17 protein-coding genes and 2 pseudogenes are annotated in these 22582 nt (G+C 65.8%); 9 read left to right on the forward strand and 10 right to left on the reverse strand.

Going from position 1 to position 22582, the window contains the following annotated elements:
• Positions 1–221: 221 nt before the first annotated feature.
• The 7 genes and pseudogenes from otnI to SR870_RS10605 all read right to left on the reverse strand — a co-directional run.
• Positions 222–989, reverse strand: a pseudogene (gene otnI, locus SR870_RS10575) (2-oxo-tetronate isomerase); the annotation flags it as partial.
• 189 nt (positions 990–1178) lie between these two features.
• A complete protein-coding gene (locus SR870_RS10580; protein WP_322517919.1) occupies positions 1179–1883 on the reverse strand; it encodes an ABC transporter ATP-binding protein in 705 nt (234 codons plus the stop codon).
• Entirely contained in the window at positions 1867–2601 is a 735-nt protein-coding gene (locus SR870_RS10585) for an ABC transporter ATP-binding protein (RefSeq protein ID WP_322517920.1), read from the reverse strand. The genes SR870_RS10580 and SR870_RS10585 overlap by 17 nt, the downstream gene beginning before the upstream one ends.
• Positions 2598–3584 carry a branched-chain amino acid ABC transporter permease gene (locus SR870_RS10590; RefSeq protein ID WP_322517921.1) on the reverse strand — a complete coding sequence of 329 codons (987 nt, stop codon included), beginning with the start codon at positions 3582–3584 and terminating at the stop codon, positions 2598–2600. The genes SR870_RS10585 and SR870_RS10590 overlap by 4 nt, the downstream gene beginning before the upstream one ends.
• Positions 3584–4462, reverse strand: a complete 879-nt coding sequence (locus SR870_RS10595; protein ID WP_322517922.1) for a branched-chain amino acid ABC transporter permease — start codon at positions 4460–4462, stop codon at positions 3584–3586. Before SR870_RS10595 ends, SR870_RS10590 begins: the two co-directional genes overlap by 1 nt.
• A 142-nt stretch (positions 4463–4604) precedes the next feature.
• Entirely contained in the window at positions 4605–5855 is a 1251-nt protein-coding gene (locus SR870_RS10600; protein ID WP_322517923.1) for an ABC transporter substrate-binding protein, read from the reverse strand.
• Positions 5856–5912: 57 nt separating this feature from the next.
• Positions 5913–6731, reverse strand: coding sequence for a putative hydro-lyase (locus tag SR870_RS10605; protein WP_322517924.1), 819 nt, complete (start codon positions 6729–6731; stop codon positions 5913–5915).
• Positions 6732–6845: 114 nt separating this feature from the next.
• Between SR870_RS10605 and SR870_RS10610 the strand changes: the two genes are divergently transcribed.
• The 4 genes from SR870_RS10610 (at position 6846) to SR870_RS10625 (ending at position 10996) form a co-directional block, all read left to right on the forward strand.
• Positions 6846–7796, forward strand: coding sequence for a LysR family transcriptional regulator (locus SR870_RS10610; RefSeq protein ID WP_322517925.1), 951 nt, complete (start codon positions 6846–6848; stop codon positions 7794–7796).
• A 68-nt stretch (positions 7797–7864) separates the two neighbouring features.
• The gene (locus SR870_RS10615; RefSeq protein WP_322517926.1) at positions 7865–9112 is read left to right on the forward strand and encodes a Zn-dependent hydrolase; all 1248 of its coding nucleotides are present in this window, start codon (positions 7865–7867) and stop codon (positions 9110–9112) included.
• A 25-nt stretch (positions 9113–9137) separates the two neighbouring features.
• Entirely contained in the window at positions 9138–10052 is a 915-nt protein-coding gene (locus tag SR870_RS10620) for an NAD(P)-dependent oxidoreductase (protein ID WP_322517927.1), read from the forward strand.
• Positions 10053–10186: 134 nt separating this feature from the next.
• The gene (locus tag SR870_RS10625; RefSeq protein ID WP_322517928.1) at positions 10187–10996 is read left to right on the forward strand and encodes a hypothetical protein; all 810 of its coding nucleotides are present in this window, start codon (positions 10187–10189) and stop codon (positions 10994–10996) included.
• A 12-nt stretch (positions 10997–11008) separates the two neighbouring features.
• Here the strand turns inward: SR870_RS10625 and SR870_RS10630 are convergent, their stop codons facing one another.
• The gene (locus tag SR870_RS10630) at positions 11009–12097 is read right to left on the reverse strand and encodes a tartrate dehydrogenase (RefSeq protein WP_416221147.1); all 1089 of its coding nucleotides are present in this window, start codon (positions 12095–12097) and stop codon (positions 11009–11011) included.
• A gap of 297 nt (positions 12098–12394) precedes the next feature.
• Between SR870_RS10630 and SR870_RS10635 the strand changes: the two genes are divergently transcribed.
• Positions 12395–13771: a GH1 family beta-glucosidase gene (locus tag SR870_RS10635; protein WP_322517929.1), complete on the forward strand. Its 1377-nt coding sequence runs from the start codon at positions 12395–12397 to the stop codon at positions 13769–13771.
• A gap of 9 nt (positions 13772–13780) precedes the next feature.
• On the opposite strand, the gene SR870_RS10640 is transcribed toward SR870_RS10635, so the two are convergent.
• A complete protein-coding gene (locus tag SR870_RS10640) occupies positions 13781–14887 on the reverse strand; it encodes an SbmA/BacA-like family transporter (protein WP_322517930.1) in 1107 nt (368 codons plus the stop codon).
• 135 nt (positions 14888–15022) lie between these two features.
• Between SR870_RS10640 and SR870_RS10645 the strand changes: the two genes are divergently transcribed.
• The 4 genes and pseudogenes from SR870_RS10645 to SR870_RS10660 form a co-directional block, all read left to right on the forward strand.
• Positions 15023–16456 (forward strand): amidase, encoded by a 1434-nt coding sequence (locus tag SR870_RS10645; RefSeq protein ID WP_322517931.1) that lies wholly within the window; start codon positions 15023–15025, stop codon positions 16454–16456.
• A gap of 101 nt (positions 16457–16557) precedes the next feature.
• Positions 16558–16767, forward strand: a complete 210-nt coding sequence (locus SR870_RS10650; RefSeq protein ID WP_322517932.1) for a ferredoxin — start codon at positions 16558–16560, stop codon at positions 16765–16767.
• 63 nt (positions 16768–16830) lie between these two features.
• A complete protein-coding gene (locus SR870_RS10655) occupies positions 16831–18039 on the forward strand; it encodes a cytochrome P450 (protein ID WP_322517933.1) in 1209 nt (402 codons plus the stop codon).
• 15 nt (positions 18040–18054) lie between these two features.
• A pseudogene (locus tag SR870_RS10660) lies at positions 18055–19320 on the forward strand (alpha/beta fold hydrolase); the annotation flags it as partial.
• Between the two features lie 1076 nt (positions 19321–20396).
• Here SR870_RS10660 and paaZ read toward each other — a convergent pair.
• Positions 20397–22436, reverse strand: coding sequence for a phenylacetic acid degradation bifunctional protein PaaZ (gene paaZ / locus SR870_RS10665; RefSeq protein ID WP_322517934.1), 2040 nt, complete (start codon positions 22434–22436; stop codon positions 20397–20399).
• Between the last annotated feature and the right edge of the window lie 146 nt (positions 22437–22582).

Below are 22582 nucleotides of genomic sequence, written 5' to 3' on the forward strand. Positions count from 1 at the left end.
TCGGCCGGTCGCGGATGGATGGTCACGACAGAGTGATCGCAAGCGGAGAGAGTCCGGGACGGCCCGCCGCCGATCACGAGAGCGGAGCGTGGAAGCCGAGGGAACTCGCGGATGCGTCAGCGCGGCCGCGGGTCGCCGAAGCATGAAGTTCGGCGGACCGGCGATCTTCCGTCATCTGGCTCGAATTCCACGTCGCGACACAACGACGTCTTGGAGTTCACAGCGTAGGGCGCGAACCAGCCGAGTCCGTCCAGCGTCACGCCGCGCGGCCGATATTCGGCGCCGACGAAGCCGGCATAGCCGAGCCGGTCGAGTTCGTCGAACAGGAAGGGATAGTTCAATTCCTCGCCGTCCGGTTCGTGACGCGACGGCACGCTGGCGATCTGGATGTGGCCGATGATCGGCATCATCTCGCGCAGCCGCATCACGACGTCGCCGTGCAGGATCTGGCAGTGATAGATGTCGAACTGCAGCTTGAGGTTCGGGATCTGCAATTCGCGGATCAGGTCACGGGCGAAGGCGAAATCGCCGAGGAAATAGCCCGGCACGTCGCGCGTGTTGAGCGGCTCGATCAGCACATCGATGCCGTGCGGCGCAAAGAAATGCGCCGCCACCGCGAGTGATCGGCGAAACGCCAGCGCCGCTTCGCCGTCGTGGCGATCGGCGATCCCGGCCATCAGATGCACGCGTTTCGCGCCGGTCGCCAGCGCATAGGGCAGCGCGGTGTGCAAGCTCTGCTGTAGCTCTGCGAACTTCTCCGGCCGCGCCGCAAACCCCTTTTCGCCGGCCGCCCAGTCGCCGGGCGGCAGATTGAACAGCGCCTGCGTGAGGTGATTGCGCCTCAATCGCTCGGCGATGTCGTCGGGCCTGTGCTCATAGGGAAACAGAAACTCCACCGCGGAGAACCCGGCTGCGGCTGCGGCATCGAAGCGATCGAGAAACGGGTGCTCGGTGAACATCAGGCTGAGATTGGCGGCAAAGCGCGGCATGTTGAGCGTCCCTCGGCATCCTTGGAGGCTCAAGAGATACGATGAATTTCAGCATCCGTCATCGCGAGCACAGCGAAGCAATCCAGGACCAGATGCACGGGACATCTGGATTGCTTCGTCGCTCTGCGCCTTGCAATGACGCGGAGCGATGGAGACTCAACTCGGAGGCAAAACCCGCAGCAAACTCAGCTAAAGGCCCAGATATGCTTTGCGGACGTCCGGATTGTCCATCAGCTCGGCGGATTTGCCCTGCATCAGCACCCTGCCCGTCTGCAGGATGTAGGCGCGGTCGGCGATTTCGAGGCATTCGGCCATGCGCTGCTCGACGATCAGAACGGTCATGCCGGCGTCGCGGATCTTCTTCACCGACTGAAAGATCTCGCTGACCAGCTTTGGCATGATGCCCTGCGACGGCTCGTCGAGCATCAACAGCCGCGGCCGCGTCATCAGCGCGCGACCGATCGCCAGCATCTGCTGTTCGCCGCCGCTCAATGTCTCGGCGCGCTGTTCGAGCCGTTCCTGCAGGCGCGGAAACAGACTGAAGACGAACTCGAGCGGCTGCTCGCGGTCCGGCTTGCCGCGGAACAGATAGCTGCCGAGCCGCAGATTGTCGTGCACCGACAGCCGCGGAAACAGCCTGCGGTTCTCCGGCACGTAAGCGATGCCGCGCGCGGTGATCAGGTGCTGCGCGGTGCCGTCGATGCGTTCGCCGTCGAACGACACCTGTCCGGAACGCGGACGCTCGGCGCCGGCGATCGATTTCAGCAGCGTCGACTTGCCCGCGCCGTTGGCGCCGGCGACGCAGACGATCTCGCCCTTCTCGACCTCGATCGAGACCTGCGAAATCGCGACCAGCCCCTGATAGGCCGTGGTGATCTCACGCACCGACAGCATGGCGATCCCCAAGATAGGCAGTGATGACTTTCGGATCCCGCACGACGTCCGCCGGCTCGCCTTCGACCAGCACCTTGCCGAGATCGAGCACGATAGCGCGATCGACCAGCGGCATCACGATTTCCATGACGTGTTCGACCATCAGCACGGTGACGCCGGTGTCACGGACACGGCGCACCAGTTCGACGCCGGTCTGCGCCTCGGTCGGCGTCAGCCCGGTCAGCACCTCGTCGAGCAGCAGTAGCTTCGGCTCGGTGGCGAGCGCGCGCGCGACCTCGAGCCGGCGCTTTTCGGACGGGATGAGCTGGTTCGCCAGCACGTCGGCGCGGGCGTCGAGGCCGCAGAAGGCCAGCACTTCGTGCGCCTTGCGGCGCGCTTCGCGCATCACCGTGGTGCGGATCAGCGCGCCGACGATGACGTTGTCGATCACCGTCATCGACTCGAAACTCTTCACCACCTGGAAGGTGCGGGCGATGCCGCGCGCGCAACGCGCGGTAGCGGGAAGTTTCGTCACGTCCTCGCCGTCGAAAATGATCGAGCCCTGGGTCGGCGGCAGCACGCCGGCGATCAGGTTGAACAGCGTCGATTTGCCGGCGCCGTTCGGGCCGATCAGCCCGACGATCTCACCACGGCCGACCGAGATCGACACGTCGCTGTTGGCGATCAGACCGCCGAAGCGCTGCCACACGCCGCGGGTCTCGAGCAAGGGCACGGTCATCGCGGCGCTCCCTTCGAGGCGGGTCGCCGCGAGAACAATCCGATCAGCCCCTCCGGCCGCGCCAGCGAGATCAGCACGATCACGGTGCCGTAGAGAATGAGATCGACGCCCCGTCCGGAGCCGCCGATGAAGGAGCGCGTCAATTCGGTCAGCGGGATCAGGATCACGGCGCCGAGCACCGGCCCCCACAGCGTGCCGATGCCGCCGAGCACCGCCGGCAGCGCCATCAGCAGCGAGAACTGGAACGTCATCACGCTTTCGGGATCGATGTAGGACACGAACATCGCATAGAAGGCTCCTCCGATCGCGGTGAGGAAGGCGGACACCGCGGCGGCGCCCATCTTGGAGTTGAACACCACCACGCCGAGGCTTTCAGCGGCTTCCGGATTGTCCTTCACCGCGCGCCACCAATAGCCCCATTTCGAGTTCTCCAGCCACCACGTCACCAGCCAGGCGACGCAGCAGAACACCAGGGCGAAGTAGTAGTAGGGCAGCTTGCTGCGGGTGAACTGGAATTTGGCCCAACTGTCGCCGCGCACCGGGATGTCGATGCCGAGCGCAGCTCCGGCCCAGTCCCAGTTGTGGAACAGCAGGAAGCCGATTTCGGCGATCACGATGGTGGCGATGACGAAATAATGCCCGCGCAGCCGGAAGGTCGGATAGCCGAGCGCCAGTGCGATCACCGCCGAGATCAGGCCGCCGCCGAGCATCCCGAACCACGGCAGCACGCCGAATTTGGTGAACAGCAGCGCCGTGGTGTAGGCGCCGAGCCCGAAATACAATGCGTGGCCCAGCGAAATCTGGCCGCAATAGCCACCGAGGATGTTCCAGGCCTGCGACAGCGCCGCATACATCAGGGTCAGCACCATGATGTTCTGGACGTAGACGTCCTTGACGAACAGCGGCACCAGCGCCGCGATACAGGCGAGCACGGCGGCGACGATGAGGTCGCGGCGGCGGCGTTTGGCGTGTGCCTGGTCCATCAGATCGATCCGAACAGGCCACGCGGCCGAATGAAGACGACGAGCAAATAGACGGCGTAGATGCCGACCGCTTTCAGCGACGGCGGCATGATCAGCGCGGTGGTGGCCTCGACGAGGCCGACGATGATGCCGCCGGCGAACGCGCCGAATACGCTGCCGAAGCCGCCCAGCGCCACGGTGACATAGGCGATCAGCGCGAACGAGGCGCCGACGTCGGGATAGATGTAGAAGAACATCGCCATCACCGCGCCGGCAAGGCCGACCAGCGCAGAGCCGAGCCCCCAGCCGAGCGCGAACACCCGGTTCTTGTCGATGCCGACCAGCGCCACCGCGCCGGCATCCTCACGGGTCGCCTCCAGCGCGCGGCCGAAATCGGTCTTCTTGATGAAGAAGTACAGCGCGCCGAACGCCGCCAGCGACACCAGCGCGCCGACAAGTTGCGGCACCGGCAGGAATATGCCGCCGAACGAGATCGTCTTGCCGCCGAGCCAGGAGACGTTGATGCTGCGATAGTCCGGCGTGAAGAAATACTGCGCCAGGCCGCGCATCAGAATGGCGAGGCCGAAGGTGGTGAAGATCTGCACCATGCCGATATTGGCTTTCGCCCGCATCGCGAAGCGAATGATGAACAAGTAAGCGACCGCTCCGAAGACGAACATCGCCGCACCTACCAGCGGCGCGGAGAGCAACGGGTCGATCGCGAAGAAGGCGAACAGGAAGAACGAGATGTACATCGCCAGCATCAGGAATTCGCCGTGGGCGAAATTGGTGACGTCCATCAGGCCGAAGATCAGAGCCAGCCCGACCGCGACCAGGCCATACAGCAGCCCCATCAGCAGGCCGCTGGCCAGGGATTGGATGATGGTTGCGGTGGTCAAAGGCAAAGCTCCTGAACAAGAAGAAGCGGGCTGCCGTCATTGCGAGGAGCGAAGCGACGAAGCAATTCAGCGGCGCCGTACTCGGAGCTTCTGGATTGCTTCGCTGCGCTCGCAATGACGACGAACAGCGGCGAGCCGTCGCCTACGGCATCGGCCAGATCGCCTCGGCGACCGCGGCCTGTTCCGGGAAGATCGTCACGAACTTGCCGCCGACATATTGCAGCAGTACCGGGTCGGCGAAGGTGTTCTGGCCTTCGGCGTCGAATTTCACCTGCTTCCACGGCATGATGGTCTTGTCGCCCGGCATGTCGGTCGCGACCAGCGCCTCGCGGATCTTCTCGCCGTCGGTCGACTTGGCGCGGTTGATCGCATCGGCCATCACGATCAGGCCCATGAACTGCCGCGACGAATAGTCGTTGAAGTCCTTGCCGGACCTCTCCTTGTACATGTCGTTGATCTTGCCGACCATCGGCCGCTTGGCCGCGAGGTCGAGCGAGAACGAGCCGCGCGAGATCACGCCCGGGATCTTGTCACCGACCGCATCGTACAGCGCCTTCTCGGAGAAGCCGGCGTCCTGCGCGACGATGTTCTTGGCCTTGTAGCCGAGTTCGCCCATGGTGCGGATCAGCAGAATGCCGTCGGTGGTGTAGCTCGACGGCATCAGCACGTCGGCGTCGGCGGCCTTGAGCTGCTGCACCTCGGCGGTCAGCGACGGCGAGTTGGCGCGATACTTGATGTCGGCGACGACCTTGTAGCCGCGATCCTTGGCGAGCTTGAGTTGGGCGTTCGCCGAATCGGTGCCGAAGATGGTGTCTTCGTGGAACAGCGCAAGCGTCTCGATCTTCTGGCCCTTCTTCTTCTGCGCGTCGAAGAAGTCGAACATCGCCTGCGAGAACATCTCGTCGTGCGGCGCGGCGCGGAAGTAGAACTTCAGGCCGCGGCGATGCAGGCTCGGCGACGAATTGTCGGCCGACAGGAACGGGACCTGATAGCGCTCGCAGATCTGGCTGACGGTGACGGCGACCGCGCTCTGATAGGTGCCGACGATGGCGCTGACCTTTTCCTGCGTGATCAGGCGCTCGGCCTCCGCGCGGCCCTTTTGCGGGTCGGCCTGGTGGTCGGCGAACACCAGCCGCACCTTGGCGCCGCCGAGCCCGGGCAGGCCCTCGTCGCGCGCCAGCGGCAGATCGTAGTCGTATTTGTTGTTGATCAGTTCGGCCGCGGTCTGAAACGCCTTCTGGGCATCGACGCCGATCTGGGCGCTGGCGCCGGACAAGGGATAGATCACACCGATCACGACTTCCTTGGCCTGCGCGCGGGCGGCCGTTCCGAACGGCAGCACGGCGGCGCTCGCTGCGCCTCCGATCACGAGATGACGGCGATTGATCTTCATGGCATGTTCCTTTGCTACCAGCGCTGATGGTAATGCGATCGAAGGTTCGGGTTAGCCTCAGAGCACCGCAAGGTGCTTGTTCTTCAGGTCGGTGACAAGCATCAATCCGGGCGCATGGGTGATTGCGAACGGCACCTTGGCGGCCGCGATCACGGCCTGCGGAGTGACGCCGCAAGCCCAGAACACCGGCAATTCGTCGTTCGCGATCGGCACCGGATCGCCGTAGTCGGGCTTGCCGATGTCGGCGATGCCGATCGACTGCGGCAGGCCGATATGCACCGGCGCGCCGTGGACCGAGGGAAAACGCGAAGTAATCTGCACGGCGCGGATGGCGTCCTTGGGCTTCAGCGGGCGCATCGACACCACCATCGGCCCGGCGAACGGACCGGCCGGCGCGCATGGGATGTTGGTGCGATACATCGGAACACGCACCTTGCAATCGATGTGCCGGATCGCGATGTCGTCCGCCAGCAGCGCTTCCTCGAAGGAGAACGAGCAGCCGATCACGAACGCGACCAGATCGTCGCGCCAATGCGCCATCACGTCGGTCGGCTCCTCGATCACTTCGCCATCGCGCCACACCCGGTAGCGCGGCAGATCGGTGCGGATATCAAGGTCGAGCCCGAGCGCGGCGATCATCGGATTGCCGACATCGGACATGCCGATGATCGGGCACGGCTTCGGGTTGAGCTGGCAGAACCGATGGAAAGCGGCGGCGAATTTCTCGGGCAGGATGGCCAGATTGCCCTGCACGAAGCCGGGCGCGATGCCGGCGGTGCTGGCGGACTGTCCAGCCCGATAGGCGAGTCTGGCCTGATAGGAAGGAAGCGTCTGGCCATCGGCCTGGAACTGCTGATCTGCTATAGAAACAGTCATTCTTTCGCCCTGCCCACTATCTCGACAGCAGTGGAGCGCAAGCCTAGTATAATGTCTAATCTTTGTTTCTGATCAGAAACGATAAATCTCAATTATCCTAAGGCGGGCCGTCGGATGGTGGACTTCAAGGCGCTCGAAACCTTCCTCTGGGTCGTCACGCTCGGCAGCTTTCGCGGCGCAGCGCAAAAGCTCAACACCACCCAGCCGGCGATCTCGCAGCGGATCGCCCAGCTCGAGCGCGAGCTCGGCGTGCGGCTGTTGCAGCGCGACCACCGCATGGCGTCGCCGACTCCGAGCGGGCGGCAACTGATGCTGTATGCGGAAAAGCTGATCGGGCTGCGCACCGAGATGCTAGCCGCGATCGGCGATCAATCGAGCATGCGCGGCGTGCTGCGGCTCGGCGTCGCCGAGACCATCGTGCACACGTGGTTGCCGCGGCTGATCGAACGGGTGAACCGGCTCTATCCCGACCTGTCGCTGGAGATCGAGGTCGATATCACCCCCAACCTGCGCGCGCGACTGCTGGCGCAGGAGATCGAGCTGGCCTTTCTGCTCGGCCCGATGACGGCATCGACGGTGCGCAGCCGCGTGCTGTGCGACTATCCGATCGGCTTCCTGGCGAGCCCCGCGCTCGGGCTCGGCACCGGTCCGCTCACGGTGCAAGACCTTGCGAGATTTCCGATCATCACCTTCCCGCGCAAGACCCAGCCCTACGAGATCGTGCGCTCGCTGTTCAACAAGCCGGAATTGCCGCCGATCCGCCTGCACGCCTCGGCGTCGCTCGGCACCGTCATCCATATGGCGATCGAAGGCCTCGGCGTCGCCGTGATCCCGACCGCTATCGTCGAGAACGAACTCGCCGACGGCCGGTTACGATTGCTGCAGACCGACCTCCGGATCGCGCCGCTGCGGTTCTCGGCGAGTTGGCTCTCCTCGCCCGACACCATGGCGGTCGAACGCGTCGCCGAGCTCGCGGCCGAGATCGCCCACTCCGGCGGCTTCATGCCGGAGGTCTCAAATCTGGCCCCAGACATTCTGCCGGCGGCAGAGCCAGTGGCAGGTTGACGCGCGCCGCGCGGCGTTGAACTCTCCGTCCTTTCTCGCGCCGTTCGGCGACGTTGTCCGGAGATCGCATGACCAAGCCTGTCTCGAACCTACAGATCGATTCCTCACGACTGTGGGAGACCATCCACACCACCGCGCAATTCGGCGCCACGCCGAAGGGCGGCGTGCGACGGCTGACGCTCGGGCCGGAGGACAAGCAGGTCCGCGACTGGTTTCGAACCGCATGCGAAAATGCCGGCCTCGACGTGCAGGTCGACGGGCTCGGCAATATGTTCGCGCTGCGCAAGGGACGCGACATGTCGAAACCGCCGCTCGGATTCGGCTCGCATCTCGACACCCAGCCGACCGGCGGCAAGTTCGACGGCGTCCTCGGCACGCTCGCCGCGCTCGAAGTGATCCGCACCCTGAACGACGCCGGCATCGAAACCGAGATACCGCTCTGCGTGACGAACTGGACCAACGAGGAGGGCTCGCGCTACGCCCCGGCGATGATGGGATCGGCCGCCTTCGTCGGCGACTTCACCGTGGACGATATCCTCGGCCGCAAGGATGCCGCCGGAATCAGCGTTGCGGAAGCGCTCGACAGCATCGGCTATCGCGGCGACAGGCCAGTCGGCGCGCAGCCGTTCAGTGGCTTCCTCGAATTGCACATCGAACAGGGGCCGATCCTCGAAGCCGAAGGCAAGACCATCGGCGTGGTGGAGCACGGCCAGGGAACCTTGTGGTACGACGGCAAGATCACCGGCTTCGAGAGCCATGCCGGATCGACGCCGATGAATCTCCGCCGCGACGCGCTGGCGACGCTGTCGGAGATCGTGCTGGCGATCGAATCCATGGCGATCGAGCTCGGCAATGCCGTCGGCACCGTCGGCGAAGCCGCGATCGCTTCGCCCTCCCGCAACGTCATCCCCGGTGAAATCGCCTTCACGATCGATGCGCGCAGCGCCGACGCGGCGATCCTCGCGCAACTCGACGAACGCATTCGCGCCGCCGCGGCCGGGATCGCGGCGAAACGCAACGTCGAGGTCACGCTCGATCTGGTCTGGCGCAAGGAGCCGACGCATTTCGACAAAACGCTGGTCGGCGCCGTCGAGAGCGCGGCGAACGCGCTCGGCTATGCCAGCCGCCGGATCACCTCCGGCGCCGGCCACGATGCCTGCAACCTCAACACCAAGGTGCCCACGGCGATGATCTTCGTGCCCTGCAAGGACGGCGTCAGCCACAACGAGCTCGAAGACGCCACGCAGACCGACTGCGCCTCCGGCGCCAACGTGCTGCTGCACACGGTGCTGTCGCTCGCGGGCGTCGCGAAGTAACACGACGACCGGATCGGAGAGACACATGCACGCGGTGTTCGTCGACGCCAGCGAAACGCTGGCGATGATCATGGAAGCGCAGGCCCTGCCGGACGATCAGCCGATGGTGATCCATCGCGATCCCGACGTGACGCCGGAGGAACTGCCAGGCGTACTCGCCGGCGCAGCCATCGCGATCATCGATCACACCTATCTGCCGACCGCGATCGCGCGGCAATGCGTCGGCCTGAAACACGTGGTGTTTCTCGGCACGGGCGCACGCAGCTACATGAACATCGAGGAGCTCGCCGAGCTCGGCATCGAGGTCCACCTGATCCGCGGCTACGGCGACACCGCAGTCGCCGAAGCCACGATCGCGCTGATGTGGGCGGCGGCGCGCAACCTCGCCCTGATGGACCGCGAGATGCGCGCCGGCCAATGGCTGCGCGAGGACGGCATGCAACTCACCGGCAAGACGCTCGGACTGGTCGGATTCGGCGGCATCGCCGCGGAAGTCGCACGGATCGCACATGGCTCCGGCATGAATGTGATCGCCTGGAATCGCACGCCCAAGCCAGCGCCCGACGTCACGTTCGTCGACATCGACACGCTGCTGCGCGACAGCCACGTCGTCTCGCTACACCTGCTGCTCAACGACGAGACTCGCGGGTTCCTGTCGCGCGAGCGGATCGGTGCGATGCGGCCCGGTGCGATCCTGGTCAACACCGCCCGCGCCGGCCTCACCGACGAGGCGGCGATGATCGAGGCGCTGCAATCGGGCCATCTGCGCCACGCCGCGCTCGACGTATTCGAGATCGAACCGCTACCCGCCGATCATCCGCTGACGACGCTGCCCAACGTGACGCTGTCGGCGCACTCCGCATTCCGCACGCCGGAGGCGAGCGAAAACCTGATCGCCGCGTCGCTCGCGCATTGCCGCCGGATCGCGAAAGCGGATTAGCTACCACGTCTAACCAGCGCAAACGGCAATTAGTTACCAGGACTCGGAGGGCGACTGATTGAAAGCCGTGATCCGGATCAAGGCCGGGTCGCCGATCCGCGTGCGACACTTCTGCAGCAGCAGGGAGTTTGCACATGAAGGACTGGTTTGCCGCTTGCGCCGTCGGGCTCGTGATCATCGTCGGCTCCGCTGCCGGACTTGGCGGCACGCTGGCTTTCCTGCTGGCATTCGGGATCGCCTGGTATCTCCTCGCGGCACGCGACATCGGCTTCGCGGCAGCTCGCAACGCGCTGGACATCAAGCTCCTGCCGCCGATTTGGCGACGCGGCAACTGGATGTGGCTCGACACATTGTTCGGAGACGGCGACAAGCTGCTGAAGGCGGCGACGGTCGCACTCGCAGTGACCGGCGCGGGATTGATGTTCAGGGCGGACATCGTCTACGGCGCCGCCCTGCTGATCGCCGCGTTCTACGTCTCCGAAATCCTGCGCGGAACCCGGGCACCACCACCCCGTGGGGTGCGAATTCCCGATGCCGGCGCACATGGCGCGCTGATCGAGACCGCCCCAGCCAATGCGCCGCCGACGTCGGCGCTCGCCGCGCCGGCGACCACGGTCCTTTCCGCGATCGTTGCGCCGCCGATCATCCCCGCCGCGACCAGCCGCGTACTCGTCGTTCGCCCGCGCGAACTACGCAAGCCGGTGGTGCTGAAGCAGCGTCCCATCGGCCGGCGCCCCGACGCGAAGCGGACGAAGCGTCCTGCGCGCGACAGGTCCAAGCAACCACAGCCGCAACTGCCGAGCCGCAAGCCGGACCATCCGATCGCGATCCGCCGTCGCAAACCGCAGCGGCCAAGGCCGCTGCTCCGTCGCCGGACGATCTGCAAGCCGTCCACCCCGGTCGGCCGACGTAGCCAGAGACCGGTCATCGCCACCCGGCGTTAGCAGCGCACGTCCCTACTCCACCATTTCCGCCACAGCTTTGCCGCAAGCCGTCGTGTCGGCCTGACCACCGAGATCGCGGGTGCGCAGCGTGCCCTCCGCCAGCGTGCGCTCGATCGCCTTGACGATCGCATCGGCCGCGTTCTTCTCGCCGAGGTGCTCGAGCATCATCGCGCCGGACCAGATCATCCCGATCGGATTGGCGATGCCCTGCCCCGCAATGTCCGGCGCCGAACCGTGCACCGGCTCGAACACGCTGGGAAAATCGCCATCCGGATTGATGTTGCCCGACGGCGCGATGCCGATCGTGCCCGTGCAGGCCGGGCCGAGGTCCGACAGGATGTCGCCGAACAGATTAGAGCCGACCACGACGTCGAACCAGTCCGGATGCAGCACGAAATGAGCGGTGAGGATGTCGATGTGATACTTGTCCCACTTCACCTCGGGATAGGCCTTCGCCATCGCCTCGACGCGCTCGTCCCAATACGGCATGGTGATCGAAATGCCGTTCGACTTGGTCGCCGAGGTCAAATGCCGCTTCGGCCGTGACTGCGCCAGCTCGAAGGCGAATTTCAGGATGCGGTCGACGCCGGTCCGGGTCATCACCGTCTGCTGGGTGACGAATTCGCGCTCGGTGTCCGGAAACATCCGGCCGCCGACCGATGAATATTCGCCCTCGGTGTTCTCGCGCACCACCCAGAAATCGATGTCGCCCGGCTTGCGTCCGGCGAGCGGCGACGGCACGCCCGGCATCAGCCGGACCGGGCGCAGATTGACGTATTGATCGAACTCGCGGCGGAATTTGATCAGCGATCCCCACAGCGAGATGTGATCCGGGATCTTCTGTGGCCAGCCCACCGCCCCGAAGAAGATCGCATCGTGGCTGCCGATCTTGTCCTTCCAGTCGTCCGGCATCATCTGGCCGTGCTTGGCGTAGTAGTCGTAGCTGGCGAAGTCGAAATGATCGAATCTCAGCTTGACGCGATGCTTCTTCGCGGCGGCTTCGAGCGCACGCAGCCCTTCCGGCATCACCTCCTTGCCGATTCCGTCGCCGGGGATGACCGCGATCCGGTATTCGTCCTTCTTCTTCATGTTCTGGTCCATCGCGTGAGTGCGCCGATCTCGAAAGCCGAGCAGAGCACAAGCATGTGGACCAAACGCCGCCGGCGATCAACGCTGCACCGCACACATCCACCCCTGCGAGCGCTGACCCGGCGCTTGCGCAGATCAGCCATGACGCCATCGATGGCCACGTCGTAACGTGCTGCTGCAACGGGCCCCGGCTCGCCGCGAGCGCCATCGCCGCGGCGGCACAAGGTCGCGTTTTGATCCAGCGCAAGCGCATCGCCCGACGGCGCGGCGTATCAGAACACAAAAGCCGCCAATCTGGAGACGAAGGCCATGGACAAGCTCGCACCGCCCGCCAACGAGCCGATGCTGGGTCTTCCATCGCTATCGCATGTCCGCCCCGATTTCATCTGGGGCGCGTCGACGGCGAGCTTTCAGATCGAGGGCGCGGCCAATGAGGATGGACGCGGTCAAAGCGTCTGGGACACCTATTGCCGCACCGGACAGGTCGCCAACAACGACACCGGCGACGTCGCCTGCGACCACTATCATCGCTACAAGGAAGACGTCGCACTGATGAAGGCGCTCGGCCTGCAGGCCTATCGCTTCTCGGTGGCGTGGCCACGCGTGCTGCCGCAAGGCACCGGCGCGGTGAACGAAGCCGGCCTCGCCTTCTACGACCGGCTGATCGACGAACTCGAGGCCGCCGGAATCGAGCCGTGGCTGTGCCTCTATCACTGGGATCTGCCGCAGGCGCTCGAAGATCGCGGCGGCTGGCTCAATCGCGACATCGTCGACTGGTTCGCCGACTACGCCCGACTGATCGGCCAACGCTACGGCCGGCGCGTCAAGCGGTTCGTGACCTTCAACGAGCCCGGCATCTTCAGCCTGTTCGCCCGCTCCTTCGGCGCCCGCGACCGCAGCGCCGACGACAAGCTGCATCGCTGGATCCACCACGTCAATCTCGCCCACGGTGCGGCAGTCGACGTGCTGCGCCAGACCGTCGCGAACGCCGAGATCGGGCTGGTCACCAACTATCAGCCGATCTATCCGTCGACCGACAAGCCCGAGGACATCGCGGAAGCCGCGCTGATCGGCGATTACTGGAACCGGGCCTTCGCCGATCCGCAATATCTCGGCGAATATCCCTCGCTGATCCGCGACGCCATCGCACCGCACGTCCGGCCCGGCGACATGGAGCGGATTCACCGCCCGCTCGACTGGTTCGGGCTGAACCATTACAGCCCGGTCTACATCAACTCCGATCCCAATGCGATCATCGGTCTCGGCTGGGGCGCCAAGCCCGATGACATCCCGCGCACGCCGATCGACTGGACGATCGAGCCCGACGCCTTCCGCGACACCTTGATCGAAGTCAGCCGCCGCTACGGCAAGCCGGTCTACGTCACCGAGAACGGCTATGGCAGCAACATCGAAAAGCCCGACGATAAAGGCGCGGTGATCGATCCCGGCCGCATCGCCTTTCTGCGCGACTACATCTCCGGCCTCGACGCGGCGATCGCAGCGGGCGCCGATGTGCGCGGCTATTTCGTCTGGTCGCTGCTCGACAATTTCGAATGGGAGTCGGGCTACGGCGTTCGCTTCGGCCTGATCTTCATCGACTACGCGACGCAGCGGCGAATTCCGAAATCATCGTTCCGCTGGTACGCCGACGTCATTCGCCAGGCCCGCGGCGGAACGACAACTTAAGCGCCGCCGTCAGCGCGGCAACGGCTCGGCTGCTTCCACCGACGCGGGGCTATCATCCGGCATTCTGTCGATCGCGGCCAGCAGCGCCGCGACGCGGTTGGCCGACGAGCGCCAGTCCGCCAGCCGCTGATAGTTGTCGACCAGCCAGTTCACCGCGCCCTGCACGGTGACGAAAGCGGCCGCGCTCTGCGTCACCTCGCCGAGCGACATCGCGCCGCTGAGATACTTCGGAAAGCACAGGAAATACGCCACCACAGGCGCGAACAGGAAGTTGCCGTGCGACACCAGCGTCATGTCGACCAGTTGCCAGCATAGATCGCGCCACGACCGCAGCACCGCCTGGAGGCGTCGCTCGAGCCTTTCCATCCAACCCGCTTCGTCCGCCTCGGTCGCCGGCTGGCAGCCGCGCAGCACCTCGGCGGCGGCGCGAAATTCGGCCTCGTTCTGGTTGCGCTGCTCGCTGATGCTGGTCATCCGGCGTCCGAACCACAGCATCAGCGCGGTCATCAGTGTCGAATAGGCGATCACGCCGAGCACCAGATAGCCGGGGATTTCCAGACGGGAGCCGAACGGACTGACGACGATGCTGCCGCCGACGCTCCACAACACGCTGAAGAACGTCAGCGCCGTCAGCACCGAGGACAGGAAGGCGAGGATCAGGTCGACCGGCGCATCGGTGGCGACGCGGACGTCCTCCGCTAGGCGATATTCGGGATTCTCGGCGCCATGATCATGGCCGTTCATCGGCTCGTCGTGGCGCTTGAGCGACCATTTTGCCAGGATGGAACGGGTCATGGATTCGCGCCAATGGCGCTGCCCGGTCATCCGCGCCCACACCGAGGTCGCGGCCAGGCAAATGCTGGTACAGGCCAAGGCCAGAAACACGAAAGTTTGAGTCCAGAGCTCGGCCCCGTCGCGCCGCTCCAGCGCGTCGAAGAAGTGCCGATTCCACAGGTTGAGATAGAATTGCATGGTCAGTTGCGCCAGGACGACGGTGATCAGCAAGGCGATCAGGCCGGTCACCCGGGGCGTGCCGCTGAGCCAGAACCGGTGCGACAATTGCCAGAACCCGGACAGGTTGTGGCCGTTCGAGTCGTTATGTGAGAAGAGACCCATGGCGCGATATAAGGCCCGAACCGGTGACTTGAAAAGCAGGCCGGGCTACCCAATGCGTCGTAGTCGGATGGCGCCACGCGCCCGCCCTGCCTTGCACCCGCATGGCCGGCCGATCAAGTCAGGAGAGACAACAGGATGGCGGCACACCACGAGTTGATTCAGGCGACGGCCTGCAGGATCGTCGACCAGCTCCGAAGCGGCGAGGTCACGCCGCTCGATCTGCTCGACGCGCTGGAGCAGCGGATCTCCGAGGTCGACGGCGCCGTCAACGCGCTGCCGACGCTGTGCTTCGATCGCGCCCGCGCCCGTGCCGCCGAGCTGATGAAGAAGCCGCAATCCGAGCGCGGCGTGCTCGCCGGCCTGCCGGTGCCGATCAAGGACCTCACCGCGGTCGAAGGCGTGCTGACGACCCAGGGGTCGCCGATCTTCAAGGACCACGTTCCGACCCGCTCCGACCTGATGGTCGAGCACCTCGAAGCCAGTGGCGGCGTGGTCTACGCCAAATCCAACACGCCGGAATTCGGCGCCGGCGCCAATACCTTCAACGAGGTGTTCGGGGCGACGCGCAATCCGTGGGATCTGTCGCGCTCGGCCGCCGGCTCGTCCGGCGGCGCAGCCGCTGCGCTCGCGAGCGGCACCGCGTGGCTCGCGCACGGCTCGGACATGGGCGGCTCGCTGCGCAACCCGGCGAGCTTCTGCGGCGTGGTCGGCCTGCGGCCGAGCTTCGGCCGAGTCGCACATACGCCGGCGGCGAAGATCGACCGCAATCTCGGCGTACAGGGCCCGATGGCGCGCAATGTCGAGGACGTCGCGCTGCTGCTCGACGCGATGAGCGGCGAACACGCCGCCGATCCGCTGTCGCTGCCCGCGCCGGCCTCGTCGTTCCTCGCCGCGGCGCGGTCGCGCGCCAAGCCGCTGCGCGTGGCCTTCTCGCCCGATCTCGGCATCACGCCGGTCGATCCGGAAGTCGCCGCGATCACCCGCAAGGCGGCCGAACGCTTCGCCGAGGCCGGCGTGATCGTCGAACAGGCCCAGCCCGATCTCTCCGAGGCGCACGAGTGCTTCCACGTGCTGCGCGCCTTCGACTTCGCGATCAGCAAGGCCGAGTTGCTACGCACCAAACGCGATCTGCTGAAGCCCGAGGTAATCTGGAACATCGAGCAGGGCCTCGCACTCGGCGTCGACGATCTGGCCAAGGCCGAAGCCCAACGCGTGGCGATGGCGGCGCGCACCGTCGCGTTCTTCGAGACCTACGATCTGCTGCTGTGCCCGGCGACGATCACCGCGCCGTTCCCGGTCGAGCAGCGCTACCTCGCCGAATGCAACGGCCACAAATTCGACAACTACGTCGAATGGCTCGGCATCGTCTATGCGATCACGCTGGTGTGCTGCCCGGCGCTGTCGCTGCCCTGCGGCTTCACGTCGACCGGCCTGCCGGTCGGACTGCAGATGATCGCGCGGCCGCGCAACGAGGCCGGCTTGCTCGCCGGCGCCGCGGTGCTCGAAGACGTTCTCGGCCTGCGCGGCAGCACGCCGATCGATCCGCGGCCGGCTCCCGCGAGCCTCTGAGCCGTCCACAGGACACTGGCGGACGTGACGCGCTGTGCTAGTCTTCGCGCGTCACGTCACCCATAGATCCGCCGCCAAGGCGGACGACGAGGAAACGCCGCATGTCCGAAATACTCACCATCCATGTCGATCAGGACAAGTGCCAGGGCCATGCGCGCTGCAAGGCGCTGGCGCCCGAATTGTTCGATCTCGACGACTACGGCAACGCTCACGAGAAAGGCGACGGCGTCGTGCCCGCCGACCTGATCGACAAGGCGTGGCTCGCCAAGTCCAACTGCCCGGAAAACGCGATCGACATCACAGAAGACTGACCTCGTTCATTCAAGTCGCGGCGCAGACCGTGACGCCAACGATAGCCGGAGGGAGAACGCGCAATGACCGAGCGAGCGCCTGTGACCGATTGGGCCAGCGACTTCGACCACACCGACCCGCGCTGGACCGAGAACCCCTATCCGATCTGGGACGAACTACGTGCGGCGAGCCCGGTCGTTCACACCGACCGCTTCCTGGGCGTCTATATGCCGACCACCTTCGCGGCGGTGAAGGAGATCTCCTACGACACCGATCATTTCTCGTCGCGCCGCATCATCGTCCGCAACAGCCGGCCCGAGCCGGTGCAGTCGTCACCGCCGATCACGTCCGACCCGCCGGAACACAAGCCGGCCAAGCGCCTGCTGCTGCCGCCGTTCACGCCCGACGCGGTCGCCAGGCTCGAGCCGCGGGTTCGCTCGATCTGCAACGAACTGATCGACGGCTTCATCGCGGATGGCCGCTGCGACGCCGCGAAGGCCTACAACAAGCACATCCCGGTCAAGACGATCTGCCATATGCTCGGCATTCCGGAGACCGACAGCGACCAGTTCATCCAGTGGATTCACGAAATCCTCGAACTCGGCATCCACGACGACGCGACGCTGATGAAGGCGCTGCAGGAAATGAGCGTGTACTTCGCCGGACACATCGCGGCGCGCAAGAACAAGCCGAGCGACGACCTGATCACCACGCTGATGAATGCGCGCGACGCCGACGGTCGGCCGCTGTCCGACATCCATGTGCTCGGTTCGCTGCGGCTGCTGCTGATCGCCGGCATCGACACGACTTGGAGCGCGATCGGCGCAGCGCTGTGGCATCTGGCGGCGCATCCGGAGGATCGCGCGCGGCTGATCGCCGAGCCGGAACTGATGCCGACCGCGATCGAGGAATTCCTCCGCGCCTATGCGCCGGTGACGATGGCGCGCGAGGTGATGAAGGAGACCACGATCGCCGGCTGCCCGGTCAAGCCCGGCAACATGGTGTTGCTGTCGTTCCCCGCCGCCAACCGTGATCCCGACGTCTTCCCCGAGGCCGATCGGGTCAAGATCGACCGCAAGGAAAACCCGCATGTCGCGTTCGGGCTCGGCATCCATCGCTGCGTCGGCTCCAACCTGGCGCGAATGGAGATGACGGTTGCGATCGAGCAATGGCTGAAGCGGATTCCGGAATTCACGCTCGATCCGACCGAGCCGGTGCGGTGGTCGGAGGGGACGGTGCGGGGGCCCCGGCAACTCCCGCTGCTGTTCGGTCGACCGGACCGATCGGCGTGATATAGAACACCGTGGCGTCGGCGCAAGTTGCGCCGGCGATCGAAGCGGGAGCACGCCATGCCGATCGAACGCTTTGAATTCCCCGGCAGCGGCGGACATCGGCTCGCGGCGGCGCTCGAACTGCCGGGCTCGACGCCGCTCGCCTTCGCGCTGTTTGCGCATTGCTTCACCTGCGGCAAGGACAATCTCGCCGCGCGGCGGATCGCGGCCGGGCTGGCGGCGCGCGGCATCGCGGTGCTGCGGTTCGACTTCACCGGGCTCGGCGCCAGCGAGGGCGACTTCGCCAATGCGACGTTCTCCTCCAACGTCGCCGATCTGGTTCTCGCCGCCGATCATCTGCGCGAGGTTCATCGGGCGCCGTCGCTGCTGATCGGCCACAGTCTCGGCGGCGCAGCCGTGCTGGCGGCCGCGGCGCAGATCCCCGAAGCGAAGGCGATCGCGACCATCGCCGCGCCGTCGGATCCGTCGCATGTCGCCGGCCTGTTCGCCGAGCATGTCGACGCGATCCGCGAACAGGGCAGCGTCGAGGTCTCGCTCGCCGGCCGGCCGTTCACCATCAGGCGCGAATTCCTCGACGACGCCGGCGAACACAATCTGATGGCGCAGGTGACCAAGCTGCGCAAGGCGCTGCTGGTGATGCACGCGCCGACGGACGCCACCGTCAATATCGACAACGCCACGAGGATATTTCTGGCTGCGCGGCATCCCAAGAGCTTCGTCTCGCTCGACCATGCCGATCATCTCCTGAGCAACCGCCGCGATGCGAACTACGCGGCCGACGTGATCGCCGCCTGGGCGGAGCGCTATCTCGACGCCCCGCCTCCCGCCGCCACCACGGGCGCGCCGGAAGTGCCGCGCACCGTGATCGTGCAGGAAACCGGCGAAGGCAAATTCCAGCAGCGGATCAGCGTCGGCCCGCATCAATTGCTCGCCGACGAACCGGTCGCGGTCGGCGGCGCGGATTCCGGACTCGGTCCCTACGATCTGCTGCTGTCGGCGCTCGGCGCCTGCACCTCGATGACGATGCGGCTCTATGCCGAACGCAAGAAACTGCCGCTCGATCGCGTCACCGTGACGCTGAACCATGCCAAGATCCACGCCGAGGATTGCGCCGAGTGCCAGACCAAGGTCGGCCTGCTCGACAGGATCGAGCGCGTGATCGCGATCGACGGCGACCTCGACGCCGAGCAGCGCGCCAGGCTGATCGAGATCGCCGATAAATGCCCGGTGCACCGCACGCTGACGTCGGAAGTGAAGATCGTGACGCGGACGGCGGAGTGAGCGGAGACCATGTTGCGCAGCGACGCGCTTGTGTCAGGATGCTGCGGATCCAATACGAACACTCTGGAATACTGGGTCGCCCGATCAAGTCGGGCGATGAGAGTGAGGCGCGGTCCGCCAATAACGCATTGTCATTGCCGGGCTCGACCCGGCAATCCATCCTCTTCGCAAGAACTGTACGACAGCGCGCTGCGCGCGCGATGGATCCGCGGGTCAAGCCCGCGGATGACGGTTGGCACTCGAGCGGCTTCGTTGCCTCTCCATGGTCTCCGATTCAATTGTCAAACAGCCACGGCGATTTGGTCTCGCGGCGCCGGAGCGTCCGAGATTTGCACCCGTCGCTTCGCAGCGAGGGGTGGGGGCGCGCCGCGGGGCGCGAAGGTGGTGAGTTCGCGATGGCTTCTTTCGAAGTCATCGCGCGACGCCTCGTCGGCGCGCCCACCTGCGGCGCTTTCTGTCTTCGGGCCCGTGCTTCCGTTGACAGGCAAGGGTAATGAAGCCCCACGGATCCGGCGGATTACGCCGCCTTCACCTGCCCCCGTGCAGCGAACTAACAAGTCGCAGAGCCTCGTAGTAGGCCCGGACGGGTCCCCGAAGCCTCCCGGACGACACGCTTGCGAGGCGCATCGCGCAGGACGCCGCGTCCGTTCGATTCCACCGGCACAGCGCCGGCGTCATCGAACCATCGTTCCGGACCGGTTGCCCGGCCCGTCGATCTGTCCCGCTTGTACGACGCCTCGCGAAGCGCCCCTCACGGACAGGACAGTGCGGACTATAATCATAATAGGAATGTTGTCAAGGCACGATCCGTCTCGTGTCTCGGACGCGCTGCGGCACGGAGTGCCGCTGCGCAGAGCCGGGACCCCGGTTCGCGGGCTCACAACACCTGCTGGTTATCGAGAAGAAACCGGGGTCCCGCATCTGCGGAGCAGCGCTGCGCGCTGCACCGCGTGCGGGACACGAAACTGAAGATCCCCCGCAAAGTCTCTCGCCTCCGTCATTCCGGGTTCGCGAGTGCGCTCGCGCCCCGGAATGACGAACGAGAAGTGAAGCGCGGCGCGCAGCGGATGGGCGGGCTAAGCGGGCGGGCGGGCGCTCATCGTCAGCAGATCGTAGCGGGCGACCGGCTCGTCGTACTGGTTGACCACCTCGACGTCCCAGCGCACTTCGCCGTATTCCGGACGGCGCGCCGAGGATTTCTGCTTCACCGTGAGCTTCACCTTGATGGTGTCGTCGGGGGACACCGGCTTGAGGAAGCGCAGATTGTCGAGGCCGTAATTGGCGAGCAGCGGACCCGGCGCCGGATCGACGAACAGGCCGGCCGCGAAGGCCAGGATCAGATAGCCGTGGGCGACGCGGCCCGGGAAGAACGGATTGGCCTTGGCCGCGGCCTCGTCCATATGGGCGTAGAAAGTGTCGCCGGTGAAATGCGCGAAGTGCTCGATATCGTCGAGCGTGATCGGACGGCTCGCGGTCTCGATGCTGTCGCCGATCGCCAGCTCGTCGTAATTCCGCTTGAACGGATGCACGGTGGCGGCCGGCGACGGCGCGCCGCGGCTCCACGTGCCGGTCAACGCCGCCAGCCGCCGCGGCGACGCCTGAATCGCGGTGCGCTGCATGTAGTGATGCACGCTGCGCATCCCGCCGAGTTCCTCGCCGCCGCCGGCCCGTCCCGGCCCGCCGTGCAGCAGCGCCGGCAACGGCGTGCCGTGTCCGGTCGACTCCGCGGCGCAATCGCGATCGACGATCAGCAGCCGCCCGTGCCAAGGCGCAATGCCGAGCGCGATCTGCTCCGCCACGACATTGTCGTAAGTGAACAGCGACGCGACCAGACTGCCCTCGCCGCGGCGAACCAGCTCGATCGCCTGATCGATGTCGTCATAGGCCAGCACGGTCGCGACCGGCCCGAACGCTTCGGTGTCGTGGACTCTTCGCGCCGACATCGGATCGCGGGCGCGCAGCAGGATCGGCGCCATGTAGGCGCCTTTGGTCGTGTCGATGCCGTCGCCCTCGCAGCGCTCCGGATCGCCCGACACGATCTCGGCCTCGGTCTGCAGCGTCGCGATCGCAGCGCGGACCGCTTCGCGCTGGTCGCGGCTGACCAGCGGCCCCATCGCCTTGTCGTCCTTGCGCGGATCGCCGAGCCTGACCTCGGCGAGCTTGTCCTTCAACGCCGCGATCACCGCGGTCTGCTGCGCGCGCGGCACCAGCACGCGGCGGATCGCGGTGCATTTCTGCCCGGCCTTCGCTGTCATCTCGCGCACCACCTCGCGAACGAACAGATCGAATTCCGGATCGGCCGGGGTGGCATCCGACCCGAGGAGCGCGGCGTTGAGCGAGTCGCGCTCGGCGACGAAGCGGATCGCATGACGCGCGACATTGGGATGCGCGTGCAGCTTCTCCGAGGTCTCGATCGAGCCGGTGAAGGCGATGACGTCCTGACCGGTCAGATGATCGAGCAGATCGCCGGTGCCGCCGCAGATCAGTTGCAGCGCGCCGGCCGGCAGCAGGCCGGATTCGTGGATCAGTTTCACCAGCGCCTCGGCCACATAGGCCGTCGCCGTCGCCGGCTTGGCGATCACCGGCACGCCGGCGAGCATCGCCGGCGCGAGCTTTTCCAGCAGGCCCCAGCACGGGAAGTTGAAGGCGTTGATATGCACGGCGACGCCGTGCAGCGGCGAGAGCAGATGCTGGCCGACGAAGCTGCCGCGCTTGCCGAGCTGCTCGACCTCGCCCTCGACGATGAAGCTGGTATCCGGCAATTCGCGACGGCCGCGCGAGGCGTAGGCGGCGAGCGTGACCAGCCCGCCGTCGATATCGACCGCATTGTCGCGGCGGTTGGCGCCGGTGTCGGCGGCGAGCGCGTACAGCGTCTCCTTGCGCTCGCCGAGATACGCGCCCAGCGCCTTCAACATGTCGGCGCGCCGATGAAAGCTCAGCTTGCGCAGCGCCGGCCCGCCGACTTCGCGCGCATGTCGCACGATCGCGGCAAAGTCGAGCCCGGCGCTGGAGGCGCGCGCCACCACGCGGCCGTCGATCGCGCTCGCGATCTCGACCAGGCCTTCGGCCGGCGTGACCCAGCGATCCTGCGCGAGGCTTTGCAGCGTGATGGTCATGATCCCTCCCGATTTGTTGTTCGGCCCTCGGCGCGATCGAGCGGTTTGACGCGCAGGGCGGCCGTTGACACGATGATTGCTTGGGCTAATAATTGACTGACCGATCGTTCAATTCAAGAGGCTTTCGAAGCCCGTGAACGGTGAGA

It is taken from the genome of Rhodopseudomonas palustris (assembly GCF_034479375.1).
Lineage (GTDB): Bacteria > Pseudomonadota > Alphaproteobacteria > Rhizobiales > Xanthobacteraceae > Rhodopseudomonas > Rhodopseudomonas palustris_M.